15 protein-coding genes are annotated in these 15,293 nt (G+C 62.6%); 4 read left to right on the top strand and 11 right to left on the bottom strand.

All coding sequences use genetic code 11. From position 1 onward, the window contains the following. Positions 1-167: 167 nt before the first annotated feature. The 7 genes from CAG22_RS14585 to CAG22_RS14615 form a co-directional block, all read right to left on the bottom strand. Entirely contained in the window at positions 168-596 is a 429-nt protein-coding gene (locus tag CAG22_RS14585; protein ID WP_003258855.1) for a GNAT family N-acetyltransferase, read from the bottom strand. Continuing rightward, entirely contained in the window at positions 589-1,755 is a 1,167-nt protein-coding gene (locus CAG22_RS14590) for a cupin domain-containing protein (RefSeq protein ID WP_013973298.1), read from the bottom strand. Before CAG22_RS14590 ends, CAG22_RS14585 begins: the two co-directional genes overlap by 8 nt. Before the next feature lie 81 nt (positions 1,756-1,836). Beyond that, positions 1,837-3,207, bottom strand: coding sequence for an adenylosuccinate lyase (purB, locus tag CAG22_RS14595; protein WP_013973297.1), 1,371 nt, complete (start codon positions 3,205-3,207; stop codon positions 1,837-1,839). 235 nt (positions 3,208-3,442) lie between these two features. Continuing rightward, complete coding sequence (gene hflD, locus CAG22_RS14600) at positions 3,443-4,069, bottom strand: high frequency lysogenization protein HflD (protein WP_015270973.1); 627 nt, start codon at positions 4,067-4,069, stop codon at positions 3,443-3,445. Next, the gene (mnmA, locus tag CAG22_RS14605) at positions 4,066-5,190 is read right to left on the bottom strand and encodes a tRNA 2-thiouridine(34) synthase MnmA (RefSeq protein ID WP_075045646.1); all 1,125 of its coding nucleotides are present in this window, start codon (positions 5,188-5,190) and stop codon (positions 4,066-4,068) included. Before mnmA ends, hflD begins: the two co-directional genes overlap by 4 nt. Before the next feature lie 59 nt (positions 5,191-5,249). Then, positions 5,250-5,690 (bottom strand): NUDIX hydrolase, encoded by a 441-nt coding sequence (locus tag CAG22_RS14610; protein WP_025339778.1) that lies wholly within the window; start codon positions 5,688-5,690, stop codon positions 5,250-5,252. A gap of 202 nt (positions 5,691-5,892) precedes the next feature. Further along, the gene (locus CAG22_RS14615; RefSeq protein ID WP_085664675.1) at positions 5,893-8,118 is read right to left on the bottom strand and encodes an NADP-dependent isocitrate dehydrogenase; all 2,226 of its coding nucleotides are present in this window, start codon (positions 8,116-8,118) and stop codon (positions 5,893-5,895) included. A gap of 427 nt (positions 8,119-8,545) precedes the next feature. On the opposite strand from CAG22_RS14615, the gene icd reads away from it, so the two are divergent. Further along, positions 8,546-9,802, top strand: a complete 1,257-nt coding sequence (gene icd, locus CAG22_RS14620) for an NADP-dependent isocitrate dehydrogenase (RefSeq protein WP_025339776.1) — start codon at positions 8,546-8,548, stop codon at positions 9,800-9,802. Positions 9,803-9,875: 73 nt separating this feature from the next. On the opposite strand, the gene cspD is transcribed toward icd, so the two are convergent. After that, the gene (gene cspD, locus CAG22_RS14625) at positions 9,876-10,130 is read right to left on the bottom strand and encodes a cold shock domain-containing protein CspD (RefSeq protein ID WP_025339775.1); all 255 of its coding nucleotides are present in this window, start codon (positions 10,128-10,130) and stop codon (positions 9,876-9,878) included. Between the two features lie 230 nt (positions 10,131-10,360). On the opposite strand from cspD, the gene clpS reads away from it, so the two are divergent. Then, positions 10,361-10,723: an ATP-dependent Clp protease adapter ClpS gene (gene clpS / locus CAG22_RS14630; RefSeq protein WP_013973290.1), complete on the top strand. Its 363-nt coding sequence runs from the start codon at positions 10,361-10,363 to the stop codon at positions 10,721-10,723. A gap of 30 nt (positions 10,724-10,753) precedes the next feature. Further along, positions 10,754-13,024, top strand: a complete 2,271-nt coding sequence (clpA, locus tag CAG22_RS14635) for an ATP-dependent Clp protease ATP-binding subunit ClpA (RefSeq protein ID WP_025339774.1) — start codon at positions 10,754-10,756, stop codon at positions 13,022-13,024. Between the two features lie 165 nt (positions 13,025-13,189). Here the strand turns inward: clpA and infA are convergent, their stop codons facing one another. The 3 genes from infA to aat all read right to left on the bottom strand — a co-directional run bounded on the left by infA (position 13,190) and on the right by aat (position 14,955). Then, complete coding sequence (infA, locus tag CAG22_RS14640; RefSeq protein WP_002553999.1) at positions 13,190-13,408, bottom strand: translation initiation factor IF-1; 219 nt, start codon at positions 13,406-13,408, stop codon at positions 13,190-13,192. A 102-nt stretch (positions 13,409-13,510) separates the two neighbouring features. Then, a complete protein-coding gene (locus tag CAG22_RS14645) occupies positions 13,511-14,218 on the bottom strand; it encodes an arginyltransferase (protein ID WP_013973288.1) in 708 nt (235 codons plus the stop codon). 56 nt (positions 14,219-14,274) lie between these two features. After that, positions 14,275-14,955 (bottom strand): leucyl/phenylalanyl-tRNA--protein transferase, encoded by a 681-nt coding sequence (gene aat, locus CAG22_RS14650; protein ID WP_085705665.1) that lies wholly within the window; start codon positions 14,953-14,955, stop codon positions 14,275-14,277. Positions 14,956-14,990: 35 nt separating this feature from the next. On the opposite strand from aat, the gene CAG22_RS28515 reads away from it, so the two are divergent. Beyond that, positions 14,991-15,263, top strand: a complete 273-nt coding sequence (locus tag CAG22_RS28515; RefSeq protein WP_170929301.1) for a hypothetical protein — start codon at positions 14,991-14,993, stop codon at positions 15,261-15,263. Positions 15,264-15,293: the final 30 nt, after the last annotated feature.

The raw sequence follows: 15,293 nt of genomic DNA on the forward strand, positions 1-15,293 counted from the left end.
GAGGCAAGTTTTATCTGGATGGATGTACAGGTTTTTGTCAGGGAAGATGTATTTTGCTGTGCCGGCCTCTTCGCGGGCTTGCCCGCTCCCACAGGTACTGCACAGCATTCAATATCTGTGGGGTCCTTGTGGGAGCGGGCAAGCCCGCGAAGAGGCCGGTACAGGGATCAGGCGCGCGAGTCGCGCACCATGTCCACGTGCGGGATGCCGGCTTCGAGGAACTCTTCGCTGACTACGCGAAAGCCCAGCCGCTCGTAGAACGGCGTGGCGTGCACCTGGGCGCTGAGCATCTGCTGCTTCAGGTCGCGGTTCTGTGCTTCGACAATCACCGCGTTCATCAGCGCGTCACCCACCTTCAGCCCGCGCCAGTCCTTCAGCACCGAGACCCGGCCAATGGTGCCGTCAGGCAGCAGGCGAGCGGTGCCGATCGGGTAGTCGCCTTCCAGGGCCAGGAAGTGCGCGGCGGTCGGGTCGTCCGAGTCCCACTCCAGCTCCGGCGGCACGTGCTGTTCGGCAATGAACACCGCTTCGCGGATGCGGCGGATGTCGGCGTTGTCCTTGTGCCAGTCGGCGAGGCGCACACGAATCTTATTCATTGGCGAATCCCAGGCTTCCTTGTTTGACCAGCTGCTGTACCAGCATAAGGCCATCTTCATCCTGCAGCCATTCGCCCAGGTTGTCGATGTGCAGGGCGTCGGCTGCGCAAACCAGCTTCAGCAGCTCGCGCAGTTTGCCCGGCAGCGGGCAGCTGCGGCCGCTGGCGAACAGCAGCAGGTCTTCTTCGAACTCCGACCAGGCCAGGCGCGCGCTCGGGTTGCGGATCAGGATGGCGCCTTGTTCCAGGGCATCGATCAGCTCTTCCTCGGACAGCTCTTCACCGACGATCTGCTCGGGGTAGCGTGGCTCGGTCATGAACTGGCCGAACCAGGTCAGCAGCAGGTCCTTGTCGCCCATGTGCTTGTCGAGCAGCGCCTTGAGGCGGTCGAGGGCGTCGTGCTGGATCTGGTGCGGGTCGCTGACCGGCTGGGCATCGGCGTCGCTGTAGCGTTCTTCGTCGGGCAGGAACTGGCCGAGGAAATCGGTGAAGTGGGTCAGCACTTCGGCGGCGCTTGGCGCGCGGAAGCCTACCGAGTAGGTCAGGCAGTCGTCCACGGCCACGCCGTAGTGGGCCAGGCGTGGTGGCAGGTAAAGCATGTCGCCCGGCTCCAGGGTCCACTCATCGCTCTGCTCGAAGTCGGCGAGGATGCGCAGGTCGGCGTGCTCCAGCAGCGAGCTGTCGCTGCTGCACATCTGGCCGATTTTCCAGTTGCGCTGGCCGTGGCCCTGCAGCAGGAACACGTCGTAGTTGTCGAAGTGCGGGCCGACGCTGCCACCAGGGGCGGCGAAGCTGATCATCACGTCATCGATGCGCCAGCTGGGCAGGAAGCGGAAGTTTTCCAGCAGTTCGGCTACTTCCGGGACGAACTGGTCCACGGCCTGCACCAGCAGGGTCCAGTCCTTTTCCGGCAGCTCGGCAAAGGTATCTTCGGTGAACGGGCCGCGGCGCAGCTCCCACGGGTGCGCGCCGTGCTCGAGCACGATACGCGACTCTACTTCCTCTTCCAGGGCCAGGCCGGCCAGCTCGTCGGGGTCGATCGGGCTGATGAAGTCCGGGAAGGCCTGGCGCACCAGCAGCGGCTTCTTCTGCCAGTAGTCGCGCATGAATTCGCGGGCCGAGATGCCGCCCAGCAGCTGCAGTGGAGTATCAGGATTCATGTTCAACCTATTGAAAAAATGTAATTTTCGTTCGGGAATAAAAACGCCCGGCCAGGCCGGGCGTTGAACGCGACGGTCAGCTTAGATGCGTTTGGCCTGTGCTGCCGCGTTGCCGATGTAAGTAGCAGGGGTCAGCTGCTTGAGCTCGGCCTTGGCTTCGGCTGGCATGTCCAGGCCGTCGATGAAGGTCAGCAGCGCTTCCGGGGTGATGCCCTTGCCACGGGTCAGCTCTTTGAGCTTCTCGTAGGGGTTTTCGATGTTGAAGCGGCGCATCACGGTCTGGATCGGCTCGGCCAGCACTTCCCAGCAGGCGTCCAGGTCGGCGGCGATGCGGGCTTCGTTGACTTCCAGCTTGCCGATGCCTTTCAGGCTGGCTTCGTAGGCGATGACGCTGTGGGCAAAGCCCACGCCCAGGTTGCGCAGCACGGTGGAGTCAGTCAGGTCACGCTGCCAGCGCGAGATCGGCAGCTTGCTGGCCAGGTGCTGGAACAGCGCGTTGGCGATACCCAGGTTGCCTTCGGAGTTTTCGAAGTCGATCGGGTTGACCTTGTGCGGCATGGTCGACGAGCCGATTTCGCCGGCAACGGTCTTCTGCTTGAAGTAGCCCAGCGAGATGTAGCCCCACACATCGCGATCGAAGTCGATCAGGATGGTGTTGAAGCGGGCGATGGCGTCGAACAGCTCGGCGATGTAGTCGTGCGGCTCGATCTGGGTGGTGTACGGGTTGAACTGCAGGCCCAGCTCGTCTTCGATGAAGGCGCGGGCGTTCTGCTCCCAGTCGATCTGCGAGTAGGCCGACAGGTGGGCGTTGTAGTTGCCCACGGCACCGTTGATCTTGCCCAGCAGCGGTACGGCGGCAACCTGGGCGATCTGGCGCTCCAGGCGGTACACGACGTTGGCCAGTTCCTTGCCCAGGGTGGTCGGCGAAGCCGGCTGGCCGTGGGTGCGCGACAGCATCGGCACGTCGGCGTGGGCGTGGGCCAGGGCGCGGATGGCGTCGGCGATCTGGCGCATCAGCGGCAGCAGCACTTCGTCACGGCCGGCGCGCAGCATCAGGGCGTGGGACAGGTTGTTGATGTCCTCGCTGGTGCAGGCGAAGTGGATGAACTCGCTGACCTTGGCCAGCTCAGGGAGCTTGGCGGCCTGCTCCTTGAGGAGGTATTCGATCGCCTTGACGTCGTGGTTGGTGGTGCGCTCGATTTCCTTGACGCGTTCGGCGTGCTCGAGCTTGAAGTCGGTGGCCAGGCTGTCCAGCAGGGCGTTGGCTTCGGCGGAGAACGCCGGCACTTCGCCGATCTGCGGGTGGGCGGCCAGGCGCTGCAGCCAGCGCACTTCGACCAGGGCGCGGAAACGGATCAGGCCGAATTCGCTGAAAATGGGGCGCAAGGCCTGGGTTTTGCCGGCATAACGGCCGTCTACAGGGGAAACCGCAGTGAGCGAAGAAAGCTGCATGGGGTGTTCTCGGACAGTCAGGCTTTTGGAAGGGCGCATATCATACATGAAAAATGCGCTCAGGTCGGGTGGCTGACCAAAGGTCGGGCCATAAATCAGCTGTGCATTGTGCATTGCCTGTTCTGGCCCTATCGCCGGCAAGCCAGCTCCCACAGGTACTGCACCGGTCTTGAGCTCAGTGCATATCTTGTGGGAGCTGGCTTGCCGGCGATGAGGCCGGAACTGTCAGCCCCTGTCAGGAGGGGCTGCGCATCATGTCGTACAGTTCGTTCAACAGCTTGCGCCGGCTGAATACCAGCTGCCAGCGGTGCCCGCCCAGCTGGCGCCACAGGCGTGCGGCGCGGATGCCGGCCAGCAGCAGGGCGCGGATCTTCGAGGCGTTGCTGGCCTGCTGCAGGAAGCGCATGTCGCCATGTACCTGGATGCGCTGGCGCAAGGTGCTCAGGGTGTCCTGGTACAAGGCTCCACTGGAAGCGATGACGTTTTCATGAACCAGACCGAAATGCTCGGCCTGGGACTGGATTTGCGGCAGGCGGTTGCCAATGGTGTCGAGCAGGTCGCCGCGCTTGTTCAGCTGGCGCTCCAGGCCCAGCATCGACAGGGCGTAGCGCAGCGGCTCGCGTTGCAGGCTGCTGGGGTCGCGCTCCAGCGCGCCGACCAGCGCGCGATAGCCGTCGCGCAGGTTCAGGTCGTCACCGCCGAACACCTCCAGGGTGTCCTTGGGGTCGCGGACCAGCAGGCTGCCCAGCATGCAGCCGATGTTGGCCTCGCTGGCCTGGCCGGTGCGGGCGATGCGGTCGACCAGTACGGCGGCCTGGAACACACCGCCCAACGCAATCAGCTGCTCCTGCAGGTTGCTCATGCGCGCGGGCTCCACGGCTCGGCGGCTTCGATCACGCCGCCGCCCAGGCACACTTCGCCGTCGTAGAACACCACCGACTGGCCCGGGGTAACGGCGCGTTGCGGTTCGTCGAACACTGCGCGGTAACCGCTTTCGGTCAGTTCCAGGGTGCACTGTTGGTCGCTCTGGCGGTAGCGCACCTTGGCGGTGAGCTGGCGCGGGCTGCCGAGGTCGACCGGGTTGACCCAGAAGATTTCCGAAGCGAGCAGGGCGCGGGAGAACAACCACGGGTGTTCATTGCCCTGGCCGACCACCAGCACGTTGCGGGTCAGGTCCTTGTGCAGCACGTACCACGGCTCGTCACCGGCGTCCTTCAGGCCGCCAATGCCCAGGCCCTGGCGCTGGCCGATGGTGTGGTACATCAGCCCGTGGTGGCGGCCGATCACTTCACCGTCGGTGGTCTCGATGTTGCCCGGCTGGGCCGGCAGGTATTGCTTGAGGAAGTCGCTGAAGCGGCGCTCGCCGATGAAGCAGATGCCGGTGGAGTCCTTCTTCTTGGCGGTGGCCAGGCCGTGCTTTTCGGCAATGGCGCGTACTTCGGGCTTTTCCAGCTCGCCAACCGGGAACAGGGTGCGGGCGATTTCCTTGCCGCCGACGGCGTGCAGGAAGTAGCTCTGGTCCTTGTTCGGGTCCAGGCCCTTGAGCAGTTCGGTGAGCTCGCCGGTGTCGCGGCGGCGCACGTAGTGGCCGGTGGCGATCAGGTCGGCACCCAGCGACAGGGCGTAGTCAAGGAACGCCTTGAACTTGATTTCGCGGTTGCAGAGGATGTCCGGGTTGGGCGTGCGGCCGGCCTTGTACTCTTCGAGGAAGTGCTCGAACACGTTGTCCCAGTATTCGGCGGCGAAGTTGGCGGTGTGCAGCTTGATGCCGATGCGGTCGCACACGGCCTGGGCGTCGGCCAGGTCTTCACGGGCGGTGCAGTATTCGGTGCCGTCGTCTTCTTCCCAGTTCTTCATGAACAGCCCTTCCACCTGGTAGCCCTGCTCCATGAGCAGAAGGGCGGAGACGGAAGAGTCCACGCCGCCGGACATGCCGACGATGACGCGGGTCTTGGCGGGGTCTTTGAGTGCTGGGCTGGTCATGGTTACCGGTGTGTATCAAGGGGGAAAAACGCCGATTCTATCAAACCTGCGGCGGCGCGTCAGTCGCGCAGCAGGTCGAGGCTGTGCAAGGGGCCTTTCAGGTAGTCGTCGAGGCAGCGTGGCACCAGCTCGCTGCGCCAGCGGGCGGGGTCGGCCAGCAGTTCGTCGCGGGTCAGCCACACGGCGCGGACGATGTCGCTGTCCAGCGCCAGGTCGGCGTGATGGCGCACGGGGCGGGCGGCGAAGCAGATGCGCTGGTAGGTCACGCCGTTGCTTGGGGCGGTGTACAGGTAGATGCCGACCACGCCGGTGAGCTCGACTTCCCAGGCGGTTTCTTCGAGGGTTTCGCGCAGGGCGGCCTGGGGCAGGGTCTCGTTGGGTTCGAGGTGGCCGGCGGGCTGGTTGAAGACATGCTGGTTGGCTTTGAATTCTTCGACGAAGAGGAACTTGCCTTCGTGTTCGACGATGGTGGCGACGGTGATGTGGGGTTGCCAGGTCATTTGTATGTCCCTTCAGATTGGTGGGGCCGCTTTGCGGCCCATCGCCGGCAAGCCAGCTCCCACAGGTGCAGTGCAAGCTTGAGGCATTCACAATACCTGTGGGAGCTGGCTTGCCGGCGATGGGTTGCAGAGCAACCCCATTTCCCAGAAAGCACAAACCCCGGTGCGTGGCCGGGGTTTGTGCTGTTACTTCAAGCGAACCTTACAGGGCGGCAATGGCGCTGTTCAGGGTCTGGCTTGGGCGCATCACCTTGGCGGTCAGCTCGGCATCCGGGGCGTAGTAGCCACCGATGTCGGCCGGCTTGCCCTGGACGGCGTTGAGCTCGGCGACGATGGTCTCCTCGTTCTCGGTCAGGGTCTTGGCCAGTGGTGCGAAGCGTGCCTGCAGGGCAGCGTCGTCGTTCTGCGCAGCCAGGGCCTGGGCCCAGTACAGGGTCAGGTAGAAGTGGCTGCCGCGGTTGTCGATACCACCGACTTTGCGCGAAGGCGACTTGTTGGTGTCGAGGAACTTGCCGGTGGCCTGGTCCAGGGTGTTGGCCAGCACTTTGGCGCGCGGGTTGTCGTAGGTGTTGCCCAGGTGCTCCAGGGAAGCGGCCAAGGCCAGGAATTCACCCAGCGAGTCCCAACGCAGGAAGTTCTCTTCCACCAGCTGCTGCACGTGCTTCGGTGCCGAACCGCCGGCGCCGGTTTCGAACAGGCCGCCACCGCTCATCAGCGGCACGATCGACAGCATCTTGGCGCTGGTGCCCAGCTCCATGATCGGGAACAGGTCGGTCAGGTAGTCACGCAGCACGTTGCCGGTCACCGAGATGGTGTCCTTGCCTTCGCGGATGCGGGCCAGGGAGAACTTGATGGCGTCTACCGGTGCCAGGATGCGGATGTCCAGGCCGGAGGTGTCGTGATCCTTCAGGTACTTCTGCACCTTCTCGATCATCACGCCGTCGTGGGCGCGGGCCGGGTCCAGCCAGAACACTGCAGGGGTGTTGCTCAGGCGGGCACGGTTGACGGCCAGCTTGACCCAGTCCTGGATCGGCGCGTCCTTGACCTGGCACATGCGGAAGATGTCGCCGGCTTCGACGTTCTGCTCGAGAACGACCTGGCCTTTGCTGTCGACCACGCGCACGACGCCGTCGGCCTTGATCTGGAAGGTCTTGTCGTGGGAGCCGTATTCTTCGGCCTTCTGTGCCATCAGGCCGACGTTCGGTACGCTGCCCATGGTGGTCGGGTCGAAGGCGCCGTTGGCCTTGCAGTCTTCGATGGTGGCCTGGTAGATGCCGGCGTAGCAGCGGTCCGGGATGATCGCCTTGGCATCCTGCAGTTCGCCGGCGGCGTTCCACATCTTGCCCGAGTCACGGATCATGGCCGGCATCGAGGCGTCGACGATGACGTCGCTCGGCACGTGCAGGTTGGTGATGCCTTTGTCGGAGTTGACCATGGCCAGGGCCGGACGCTGGGCGTACAGGGCCTGGATGTCGGCTTCGATCTCGGCCTGCTTCTCGGCTGGCAGGTCCTTGATGCGGGCGTACAGGTCGCCGATGCCGTTGTTGGCGTTGAAGCCTACTTCAGCCAGGGCGGCGGCGTGCTTGGCCAGCACGTCGTTGTAGAACTCTTCGACGATGACGCCGAACATGATCGGGTCGGAGACCTTCATCATGGTGGCTTTCAGGTGTACCGACAGCAGCACGCCAGAAGCCTTGGCATCGGCGATCTGCTCGGCGATGAAGGCTTTCAGGGCCTTGCGGCTCATGGTGGCACAGTCGATGACTTCGGCAGCTTTTACCGCAGTCTTTTCTTTCAGTACGGTGGTGTTGCCGTCTTTGCCGACCAGCTCGATGCGCAGGCTGTCGTCAGCTTCGATCAGTGCGGCTTTCTCGCTGCCGTAGAAGTCGCCCTGGGTCATGTGGGCAACGTGCGACTTGGAGTCGGCAGCCCAGGCGCCCATCTTGTGCGGGTGCTTGCGGGCGTAGTTCTTGACCGACAGCGGCGCGCGGCGGTCGGAGTTGCCTTCGCGCAGGACCGGGTTCACGGCGGAACCTTTGATGCGGTCGTAGCGGGCGCGGGATTCTTTCTCTTCCGCGGTGGCCGGCTCGTCGGCGTAGTCAGGGATGTTGAAGCCCTTGCCCTGCAGTTCCTTGATCGCGGCTTTCAGCTGCGGTACCGAGGCACTGATGTTCGGCAGCTTGATGATGTTGGCTTCAGGGGTGGTAGCCAGCTGGCCCAGTTCCGCCAGGTGATCGCCTACTTGCTTCTCTGCGCCCAGTTGCTCCGGGAAGGCGGCGAGGATACGGCCAGCCAGGGAGATGTCGCGGGTTTCGACGGCGATGTCAGCCGAAGCGGTGAAGGCTTCGATGATCGGCAGCAGCGAGTAAGTGGCGAGGGCGGGGGCTTCGTCGGTGAAGGTATAGATGATCTTGGAACGGGTGGGCATGCGGGTTAACTCTCTGTGTGCTGAGCGTGCTCGAGTCTCGTGGTGCGCAGGGTAGGCGCATCGCCCTGGCAACGCCATGAGCGGAAAGTCGAGAGGCTGCGAGCGGTGATGGTGGATGCATCAGTCGAGCGTCAAGTGCTGGGCTGCGGTAACAGTCCAGGCTTCGTGGCCAGGCTTTGTGTCCATTCATGGCCAAGGGCGGTCCGCATTTTTCCAAGGGATCGCCCCGATGACCCTTCGGTCGCGGCGGAGTATACCAAACCATTCGGGCTAATCAGCAAGGCCAAGTGATATCGGCCCATTTATAAGACCAAAGACTAAGCGGCAATGTGGCGGGTTGTCGCATGCCTTGCAGGTCGGCAGATGTGGTTTAGGCTCAGTGGATCGCATGATGTCCAATCACACCCGACAGCGGAGTAGTGCAAGCATGGGATACCAGAAAATCAAGGTTCCGACCGACGGCGCGAAGATCACCGTCAATGCAGACCATTCGCTCAACGTTCCTGACAACCCGATCATTCCTTATATCGAGGGCGACGGGATTGGCGTCGATGTCTCGCCGGTAATGATAAAAGTGGTCGACGCCGCCGTGCAGAAGGCCTACGGCGGCAAACGAAAGATCGCCTGGATGGAGGTATACGCCGGCGAAAAAGCCACCCAGGTGTACGACCAGGACACCTGGCTGCCCCAGGAAACCCTCGATGCCGTGCGTGATTACGTGGTGTCGATCAAGGGGCCGCTGACCACCCCGGTGGGCGGCGGTATCCGTTCGCTCAACGTGGCCTTGCGCCAGCAACTGGACCTGTACGTGTGCCTGCGCCCGGTGCTGTGGTTCCAGGGCGTGCCCAGTCCGGTGAAAAAACCCGGCGATGTGGACATGGTGATCTTCCGCGAGAACTCCGAGGACATCTATGCCGGCATCGAGTGGAAGGCCGGTTCGCCCGAGGCGAACAAGGTGATCAAGTTCCTCAAGGAGGAAATGGGCGTTACCAAGATCCGCTTCGACCAGGACTGTGGCATTGGCGTCAAGCCGGTGTCGAAGGAAGGCACCAAGCGCCTGGTGCGCAAGGCGCTGCAGTACGTGGTGGACAACGACCGCGAGTCGCTGACCCTGGTGCACAAGGGCAACATCATGAAGTTCACCGAGGGTGCCTTCAAGGACTGGGGCTATGAAGTGGCGCGCGACGAGTTCGGGGCCGAGCTGCTCGATGGTGGCCCATGGATGAAGTTCAAGAACCCCAAGAGCGGCCGCGAGGTCATCGTCAAGGACGCCATCGCCGACGCCATGCTGCAGCAGATCCTGCTGCGCCCGGCCGAGTACGACGTGATCGCCACCCTCAACCTCAACGGTGACTACCTGTCCGATGCCTTGGCGGCGGAAGTGGGCGGTATTGGCATTGCGCCGGGTGCCAACCTGTCCGACACCGTGGCCATGTTCGAGGCCACCCACGGCACCGCGCCCAAGTATGCCGGGCAGGACAAGGTCAACCCGGGTTCGGTGATCCTGTCGGCGGAGATGATGCTGCGGCACATGGGCTGGACCGAGGCGGCGGACCTGATCATCAAGGGTACCAATGGCGCGATTGCTGCCAAGACCGTGACCTATGACTTCGAACGCCTGATGGACGGCGCCAGGCTGGTGAGCAGTTCAGGCTTTGGCGATGAAATGATCAAGCATATGTAAGGCAACGGAAAACCGGCCGCTTCCAGTCAGGAGGCGGCCGGTTTTTTCGTGTACCGGCAGGCGGCGCGGCAGTTCAGGCGTCGGCAGTGCTGCTGGTGTGCGGAGCCCTGGCGGCCGCGGCGGCAGTGGCGCTGCTGATATTCACCGCGTGCAGGCCTTTGGGGCCCTGGACGATGTCGAAGCTCACGGCCTGGCCGGCCTTGAGCGTCTTGTACCCGTCCATCTGGATGGCTGAATAATGAGCGAACAAGTCGTCAGTCTTGCCCTCTTCATTGATGAATCCGTAGCCCTTGGCATTGTTGAACCACTTGACTTTACCGCTTGCCATCCCTATGTCCCTCTGCAAAGGACTCCATCACTGGAGTATCATCCACTTCATCCGCATACGAACCATGCGAAAAATCTGGTTGACTGCGCGGATCTTTATCGACCACGGTGGGTTCTTATTGGTTGTAACACCGTTTTGCCGATAGTCAAGGTCGCCCGGCGCCTGCGCTGGCCGTGCCCTTCGCAGTCAACCCACAACCTTAACCTGTCGCTCATGATGAAATTCTTTCCATGCATGCACCTAGTGAGATTCGACTAACATTCAATCAGGATCGCCCGCAATCGAATGAGGACGACGGCTCGGGTCTTGCAGTTCAGGAAGCCAAGCCGATCCTGCAGGCGCCACCGATGTACAAGGTGGTTTTGTTCAACGATGACTACACGCCGATGGATTTCGTCGTCGAAGTGCTCGAGACGTTCTTCAATCTGAACCGCGAGCTGGCGACCAAGATCATGCTGACCGTCCATACCGAAGGGCGGGCAGTGTGCGGATTGTTTACCCGTGACATCGCCGAAACAAAGGCTATGCAGGTCAACCAATACGCCAGGGAAAGCCAGCATCCGCTACTCTGTGAAATCGAGAAGGACGGTTAATCGCCGACCACTTGGGTATGAGGTGAAGCTATGTTAAACCGCGAGCTCGAAGTCACCCTCAATCTTGCCTTCAAGGAGGCTCGTTCGAAGCGTCATGAGTTCATGACCGTCGAACATCTGCTGCTGGCACTCCTTGACAATGAGGCTGCCGCGACCGTTCTGCGCGCCTGTGGCGCCAATCTCGACAAACTCAAGCACGACCTGCAAGAGTTCATCGATTCCACCACACCCCTGATCCCGGTCAACGATGAAGATCGCGAAACCCAGCCGACCCTGGGCTTCCAGCGTGTACTGCAGCGTGCCGTGTTCCACGTGCAAAGCTCCGGCAAGCGTGAAGTCACTGGCGCCAACGTGCTGGTGGCGATCTTCAGCGAACAGGAAAGCCAGGCCGTGTTCCTGCTCAAGCAGCAGAGCGTGGCCCGCATCGACGTGGTCAACTACATCGCCCATGGCATCTCCAAGGTGCCGGGCCATGGTCCGCATTCCGAAAACGACCAGGAAATGCAGGATGAAGAGGGCGGCGATACCGCCTCTTCGAGCAACCCGCTGGATGCCTATGCCAGCAACCTGAACGAACTGGCCCGTGCCGGCCGTATCGACCCGCTGGTAGGCCGCGAGCAGGAAGTGGAGCGCGTGGCGCAAATCCTTGCCCGTCGGCGCAAGAACAACCCGCTGCTGGTGGGTGAGGCAGGCGTGGGCAAGACCGCCATCGCCGAAGGCCTGGCCAAGCGTATCGTCGATGGCCAGGTGCCCGATTTGCTGGCGCAGAGCGTGGTGTATTCCCTCGATCTCGGCGCACTGCTGGCGGGTACCAAATACCGTGGCGATTTCGAGAAGCGCTTCAAGGCGCTGCTCGGCGAGCTGCGCAAGCGCCCGCAGGCGATCCTGTTCATCGACGAAATCCACACCATCATTGGTGCCGGTGCGGCGTCGGGCGGGGTGATGGATGCGTCCAACCTGCTCAAGCCATTGCTGTCGTCCGGTGAGATCCGTTGCATCGGTTCGACTACGTTCCAGGAATTCCGCGGCATCTTCGAGAAGGACCGTGCCCTGGCGCGGCGCTTCCAGAAGGTCGATGTCAGCGAGCCGTCGGTCGAAGACACCGTGGGCATCCTGCGTGGCCTGAAAGGCCGCTTCGAAAGCCACCACAACATCGAGTACAGCGACGAAGCCTTGCGCGCCGCCGCTGAACTGGCCTCGCGCTACATCAATGACCGGCACATGCCCGACAAGGCCATCGACGTGATCGACGAAGCCGGTGCCTACCAGCGCCTGCAGCCGGAGGCCAACCGCGTCAAGCGCATCGACGTGCCGCAGGTCGAAGACATTGTCGCCAAGATCGCGCGGATTCCGCCGAAGCACGTCACCAGTTCCGACAAGGAACTGCTGCGCAACCTCGAGCGTGACCTGAAGCTGACCGTATTTGGTCAGGACCAGGCGATCGATTCGCTGGCCACCGCCATCAAGCTGTCCCGCGCCGGCCTCAAGTCGCCGGACAAGCCTGTCGGTTCGTTCCTGTTCGCCGGCCCGACCGGCGTCGGCAAGACCGAAGCAGCACGGCAGCTGGCCAAGGCGCTGGGCGTGGAGCTGGTGCGCTTCGACATGTCCGAGTACATGGAGCGCCACACCGTGTCGCGCCTGATCGGTGCGCCTCCTGGCTATGTTGGCTTCGACCAGGGTGGTTTGCTGACCGAGGCGATCACCAAGCAACCGCACTGCGTATTGCTGCTCGACGAAATCGAGAAGGCTCACCCGGAAGTCTTCAACCTGCTGCTGCAGGTGATGGACCACGGCACCCTGACCGACAACAACGGGCGCAAGGCCGACTTCCGCAACGTGATCCTGATCATGACCACCAACGCTGGCGCAGAAACCGCCGCGCGGGCCTCGATCGGCTTTACTCATCAGGACCATGCGTCCGATGCCATGGAAGTCATCCGCAAGAGCTTCACGCCGGAGTTCCGCAACCGCCTGGACACCATCATCCAGTTTGGCCGCCTGAGCCACGAGACGATCAAGAGCATCGTCGACAAGTTCCTTATCGAACTGCAGGCGCAGCTGGAAGACAAACGAGTGCTGCTGGAAGTCAGCGATGATGCACGCGGCTGGCTGGCGGCCTCGGGCTACGATGTGCAGATGGGTGCGCGGCCGATGGCGCGGCTGATCCAGGACAAGATCAAGCGGCCGCTGGCCGAAGAGATCCTGTTTGGCGAACTGGCCGAGCATGGTGGCGTGGTGCACGTCGACTTGCGCGATGGCGAACTGGTGTTCGACTTCGAGACCACGGCTGAGGTTGCGTGACAGATGGGGCCGCTATGCGGCCCTTCGCGGGCACACCCGCTCCCACAGGGGGATAGTTATTACCTGTGGGAGCGGGCGTGCCCGCGAAGGGCTGCAAAGCAGCCCCTGCAATCCTGAAGGCACAAAAAAGCCCGGCACATGGCCGGGCTTTTTCATGGCTTGAGCTTAGCGCGCACGGTAGGTGATGCGGCCCTTGCTCAGGTCGTAGGGCGTCAGTTCGACGCGGACCTTGTCGCCAGTGAGAATACGGATGTAGTTCTTGCGCATCTTTCCGGAGATGTGCGCGGTTACGACGTGCCCGTTTTCCAACTCCACGCGGAACATGGTGTTGGGCAGGGTGTCGACGACAGTACCTTCCATTTCGAAGCTGTCTTCTTTCGACATGCAGTAGAGCCCTCGGATCCAGTGTTGGCCCGACGCATAACCGCACCGGGCAAAAAAGTGGCGTGGATTATGCCCGAAAACTGTGTGTCAAGCCAATGCCTTTCAGTTGAGGGTGACCCAGCGCTGATTTATCAACAGTTCGATAGGCCGATACTGCGTCTTGTAGTTCATTTTCTTGCAGTTCTTGATCCAGTAACCCAGGTAAACCGCCTCCAGGTCCTGGCGCAGGGCTTCGGTGATCTGCCAGAGGATGGCGAAGCGGCCCAGGCTGCGGCGTTCTTCGTCCGGCTCGTAGAAGGTGTACACCGCTGACAGGCCGTTGGGCAGCAGGTCGCACACCGCTACCGCCATCAAGCGGCCTTCCAGGCGGAACTCGTAGAACCAGCAGAACGGCAGGTCGCGCACCAGGAAGGTGGAGAACTGGTCGCGGCTGGGCGGGTACATGTCACCGTCGGCGTGGCGCGTTTCGATATAGCGCCGGTACAGCTCGAAGTACTCTTCCTTGAACGCCGGGCGCGCGGCGGTCACGGTCAGGTCGGCGTTGCGCTTGAGGATGCGCCGTTGCTGGCGATTGGGGATGAAGCGCGCCGCCGGGATGCGTGCCGGCACGCAGGCATTGCAGTTCTGGCAATGCGGGCGGTACAGGTGGTCGCCACTGCGGCGGAAGCCCATTTCCGACAAATCGGCGTACACGTGCACGTCCATCGGCTGGCTGGGGTCGAGGAACAGTGTGGTTGCCTGTTCGTCGGGCAGGTAGCTGCAGGAGTGGGGCTGAGTGGCATAGAACTTCAACCGCGCCAACTCTGTCATGATCAACCCCCTCGGTGAGACTTTGCTTTAAGTGTAAGCCAGCTATGAGAACTCGCCTAGGGAAGCCATGTGGCGCTGTTGGGCTGGTCGAGGTGGCGTGCCAGGTAGCCAGCGAACTCGGCGCGGCTGATGGCGTGGGCGCCCAGGCTGTGCAGGTGGTTGGTCGGCATCTGGCAGTCGATGAGGACGAAGCCGGCCTGGCGCAGGTGGTTGACCAGGGTCACGAAGCCGACCTTGGAGGCATTGTCGGCGCGGCTGAACATCGATTCGCCGAAGAACAGCTGGCCCATGGCCAGGCCGTACAGGCCGCCGACCAGCTCGCCATCCTGGCGCACCTCCACCGAATGGGCGATGCCGCGCCGGTGCAGCTCGCAGTAGGCGGCGCGCATGGTGTCGGTGATCCAGGTGCCGTCGGCGTAGTCGCGTGGCGCGGCGCAGGCGGCGATCACCGCCGGAAAGTCGGTGTCGAAGCTGACCTGGTAACAACCCTGGCGCATCAGCTTGGCCAGCGAGCGCGACACGTGCAGCTGGTGCGGGAGCAGCACCGTGCGCGGGTCGGGTGACCACCAGAGGATCGGCTGGCCGTCCTGGTACCACGGGAAGCAGCCATGGCGATAGGCCTGCACCAGGCGCTCGGGGCTCAGGTCGCCGCCGGCGGCGAGCAGGCCGTTGGGGTCGTGCAGGGCCTTTTCCAGGGGCGGGAAGGTCAGCGAGTCGCGGGTCAGCCAGGTGAGCATGGTCTATCGTGCGGTGGGGGAGGGGAGAGGGCAGCATGGCGCGGGTGAAAAGCAGGGTCAATCTCTTTGGCTTCTTCGCGGGCGCGCCCGTTCCCACAGGCCATGTGCAGGCCCTGAAGCCTGCGGGGGTACCTGTGGGAGCGGGCAAGCCCGCGAAGAGGCCGGCACAGGCGATGAAAATAGGCAATTTCCTACACATTCATGGAACAGCAGGCACCATCCGCTACATTTGCTGTCACACCTGTGCAAAAACACAGCATAAGCCTTTGTCACAAAAGAAAATGCATGCTCAAATTGCAGCTATATGAAAGTCGCCCCCGGCCATACCCCCATCTGGC

This window comes from Pseudomonas sp. B8(2017) (assembly GCF_002113575.1).
Taxonomy (GTDB): Bacteria; Pseudomonadota; Gammaproteobacteria; order Pseudomonadales; family Pseudomonadaceae; genus Aquipseudomonas; species Aquipseudomonas putida_Z.

Excerpts from the sequence above, each read along its gene's own strand:
- CAG22_RS28515 (WP_170929301.1), top strand. The coding sequence starts at position 14,991 with ATGGCGCGGGTGAAAAGCAGGGTCAATCTCTTTGGCTTCTTCGCGGGC.
- CAG22_RS14590 (WP_013973298.1), bottom strand. The coding sequence starts at position 1,755 with ATGAATCCTGATACTCCACTGCAGCTGCTGGGCGGCATCTCGGCCCGC.
- mnmA (WP_075045646.1), bottom strand. The coding sequence starts at position 5,190 with ATGACCAGCCCAGCACTCAAAGACCCCGCCAAGACCCGCGTCATCGTC.
- hflD (WP_015270973.1), bottom strand. The coding sequence starts at position 4,069 with ATGAGCAACCTGCAGGAGCAGCTGATTGCGTTGGGCGGTGTGTTCCAG.
- CAG22_RS14585 (WP_003258855.1), bottom strand. The coding sequence starts at position 596 with ATGAATAAGATTCGTGTGCGCCTCGCCGACTGGCACAAGGACAACGCC.
- CAG22_RS14610 (WP_025339778.1), bottom strand. The coding sequence starts at position 5,690 with ATGACCTGGCAACCCCACATCACCGTCGCCACCATCGTCGAACACGAA.
- infA (WP_002553999.1), bottom strand. The coding sequence starts at position 13,408 with ATGTCGAAAGAAGACAGCTTCGAAATGGAAGGTACTGTCGTCGACACC.
- cspD (WP_025339775.1), bottom strand. The coding sequence starts at position 10,130 with ATGGCAAGCGGTAAAGTCAAGTGGTTCAACAATGCCAAGGGCTACGGA.
- purB (WP_013973297.1), bottom strand. The coding sequence starts at position 3,207 with ATGCAGCTTTCTTCGCTCACTGCGGTTTCCCCTGTAGACGGCCGTTAT.
- CAG22_RS14645 (WP_013973288.1), bottom strand. The coding sequence starts at position 14,218 with ATGACAGAGTTGGCGCGGTTGAAGTTCTATGCCACTCAGCCCCACTCC.
- clpS (WP_013973290.1), top strand. The coding sequence starts at position 10,361 with ATGCATGCACCTAGTGAGATTCGACTAACATTCAATCAGGATCGCCCG.
- aat (WP_085705665.1), bottom strand. The coding sequence starts at position 14,955 with ATGCTCACCTGGCTGACCCGCGACTCGCTGACCTTCCCGCCCCTGGAA.
- icd (WP_025339776.1), top strand. The coding sequence starts at position 8,546 with ATGGGATACCAGAAAATCAAGGTTCCGACCGACGGCGCGAAGATCACC.
- clpA (WP_025339774.1), top strand. The coding sequence starts at position 10,754 with ATGTTAAACCGCGAGCTCGAAGTCACCCTCAATCTTGCCTTCAAGGAG.
- CAG22_RS14615 (WP_085664675.1), bottom strand. The coding sequence starts at position 8,118 with ATGCCCACCCGTTCCAAGATCATCTATACCTTCACCGACGAAGCCCCC.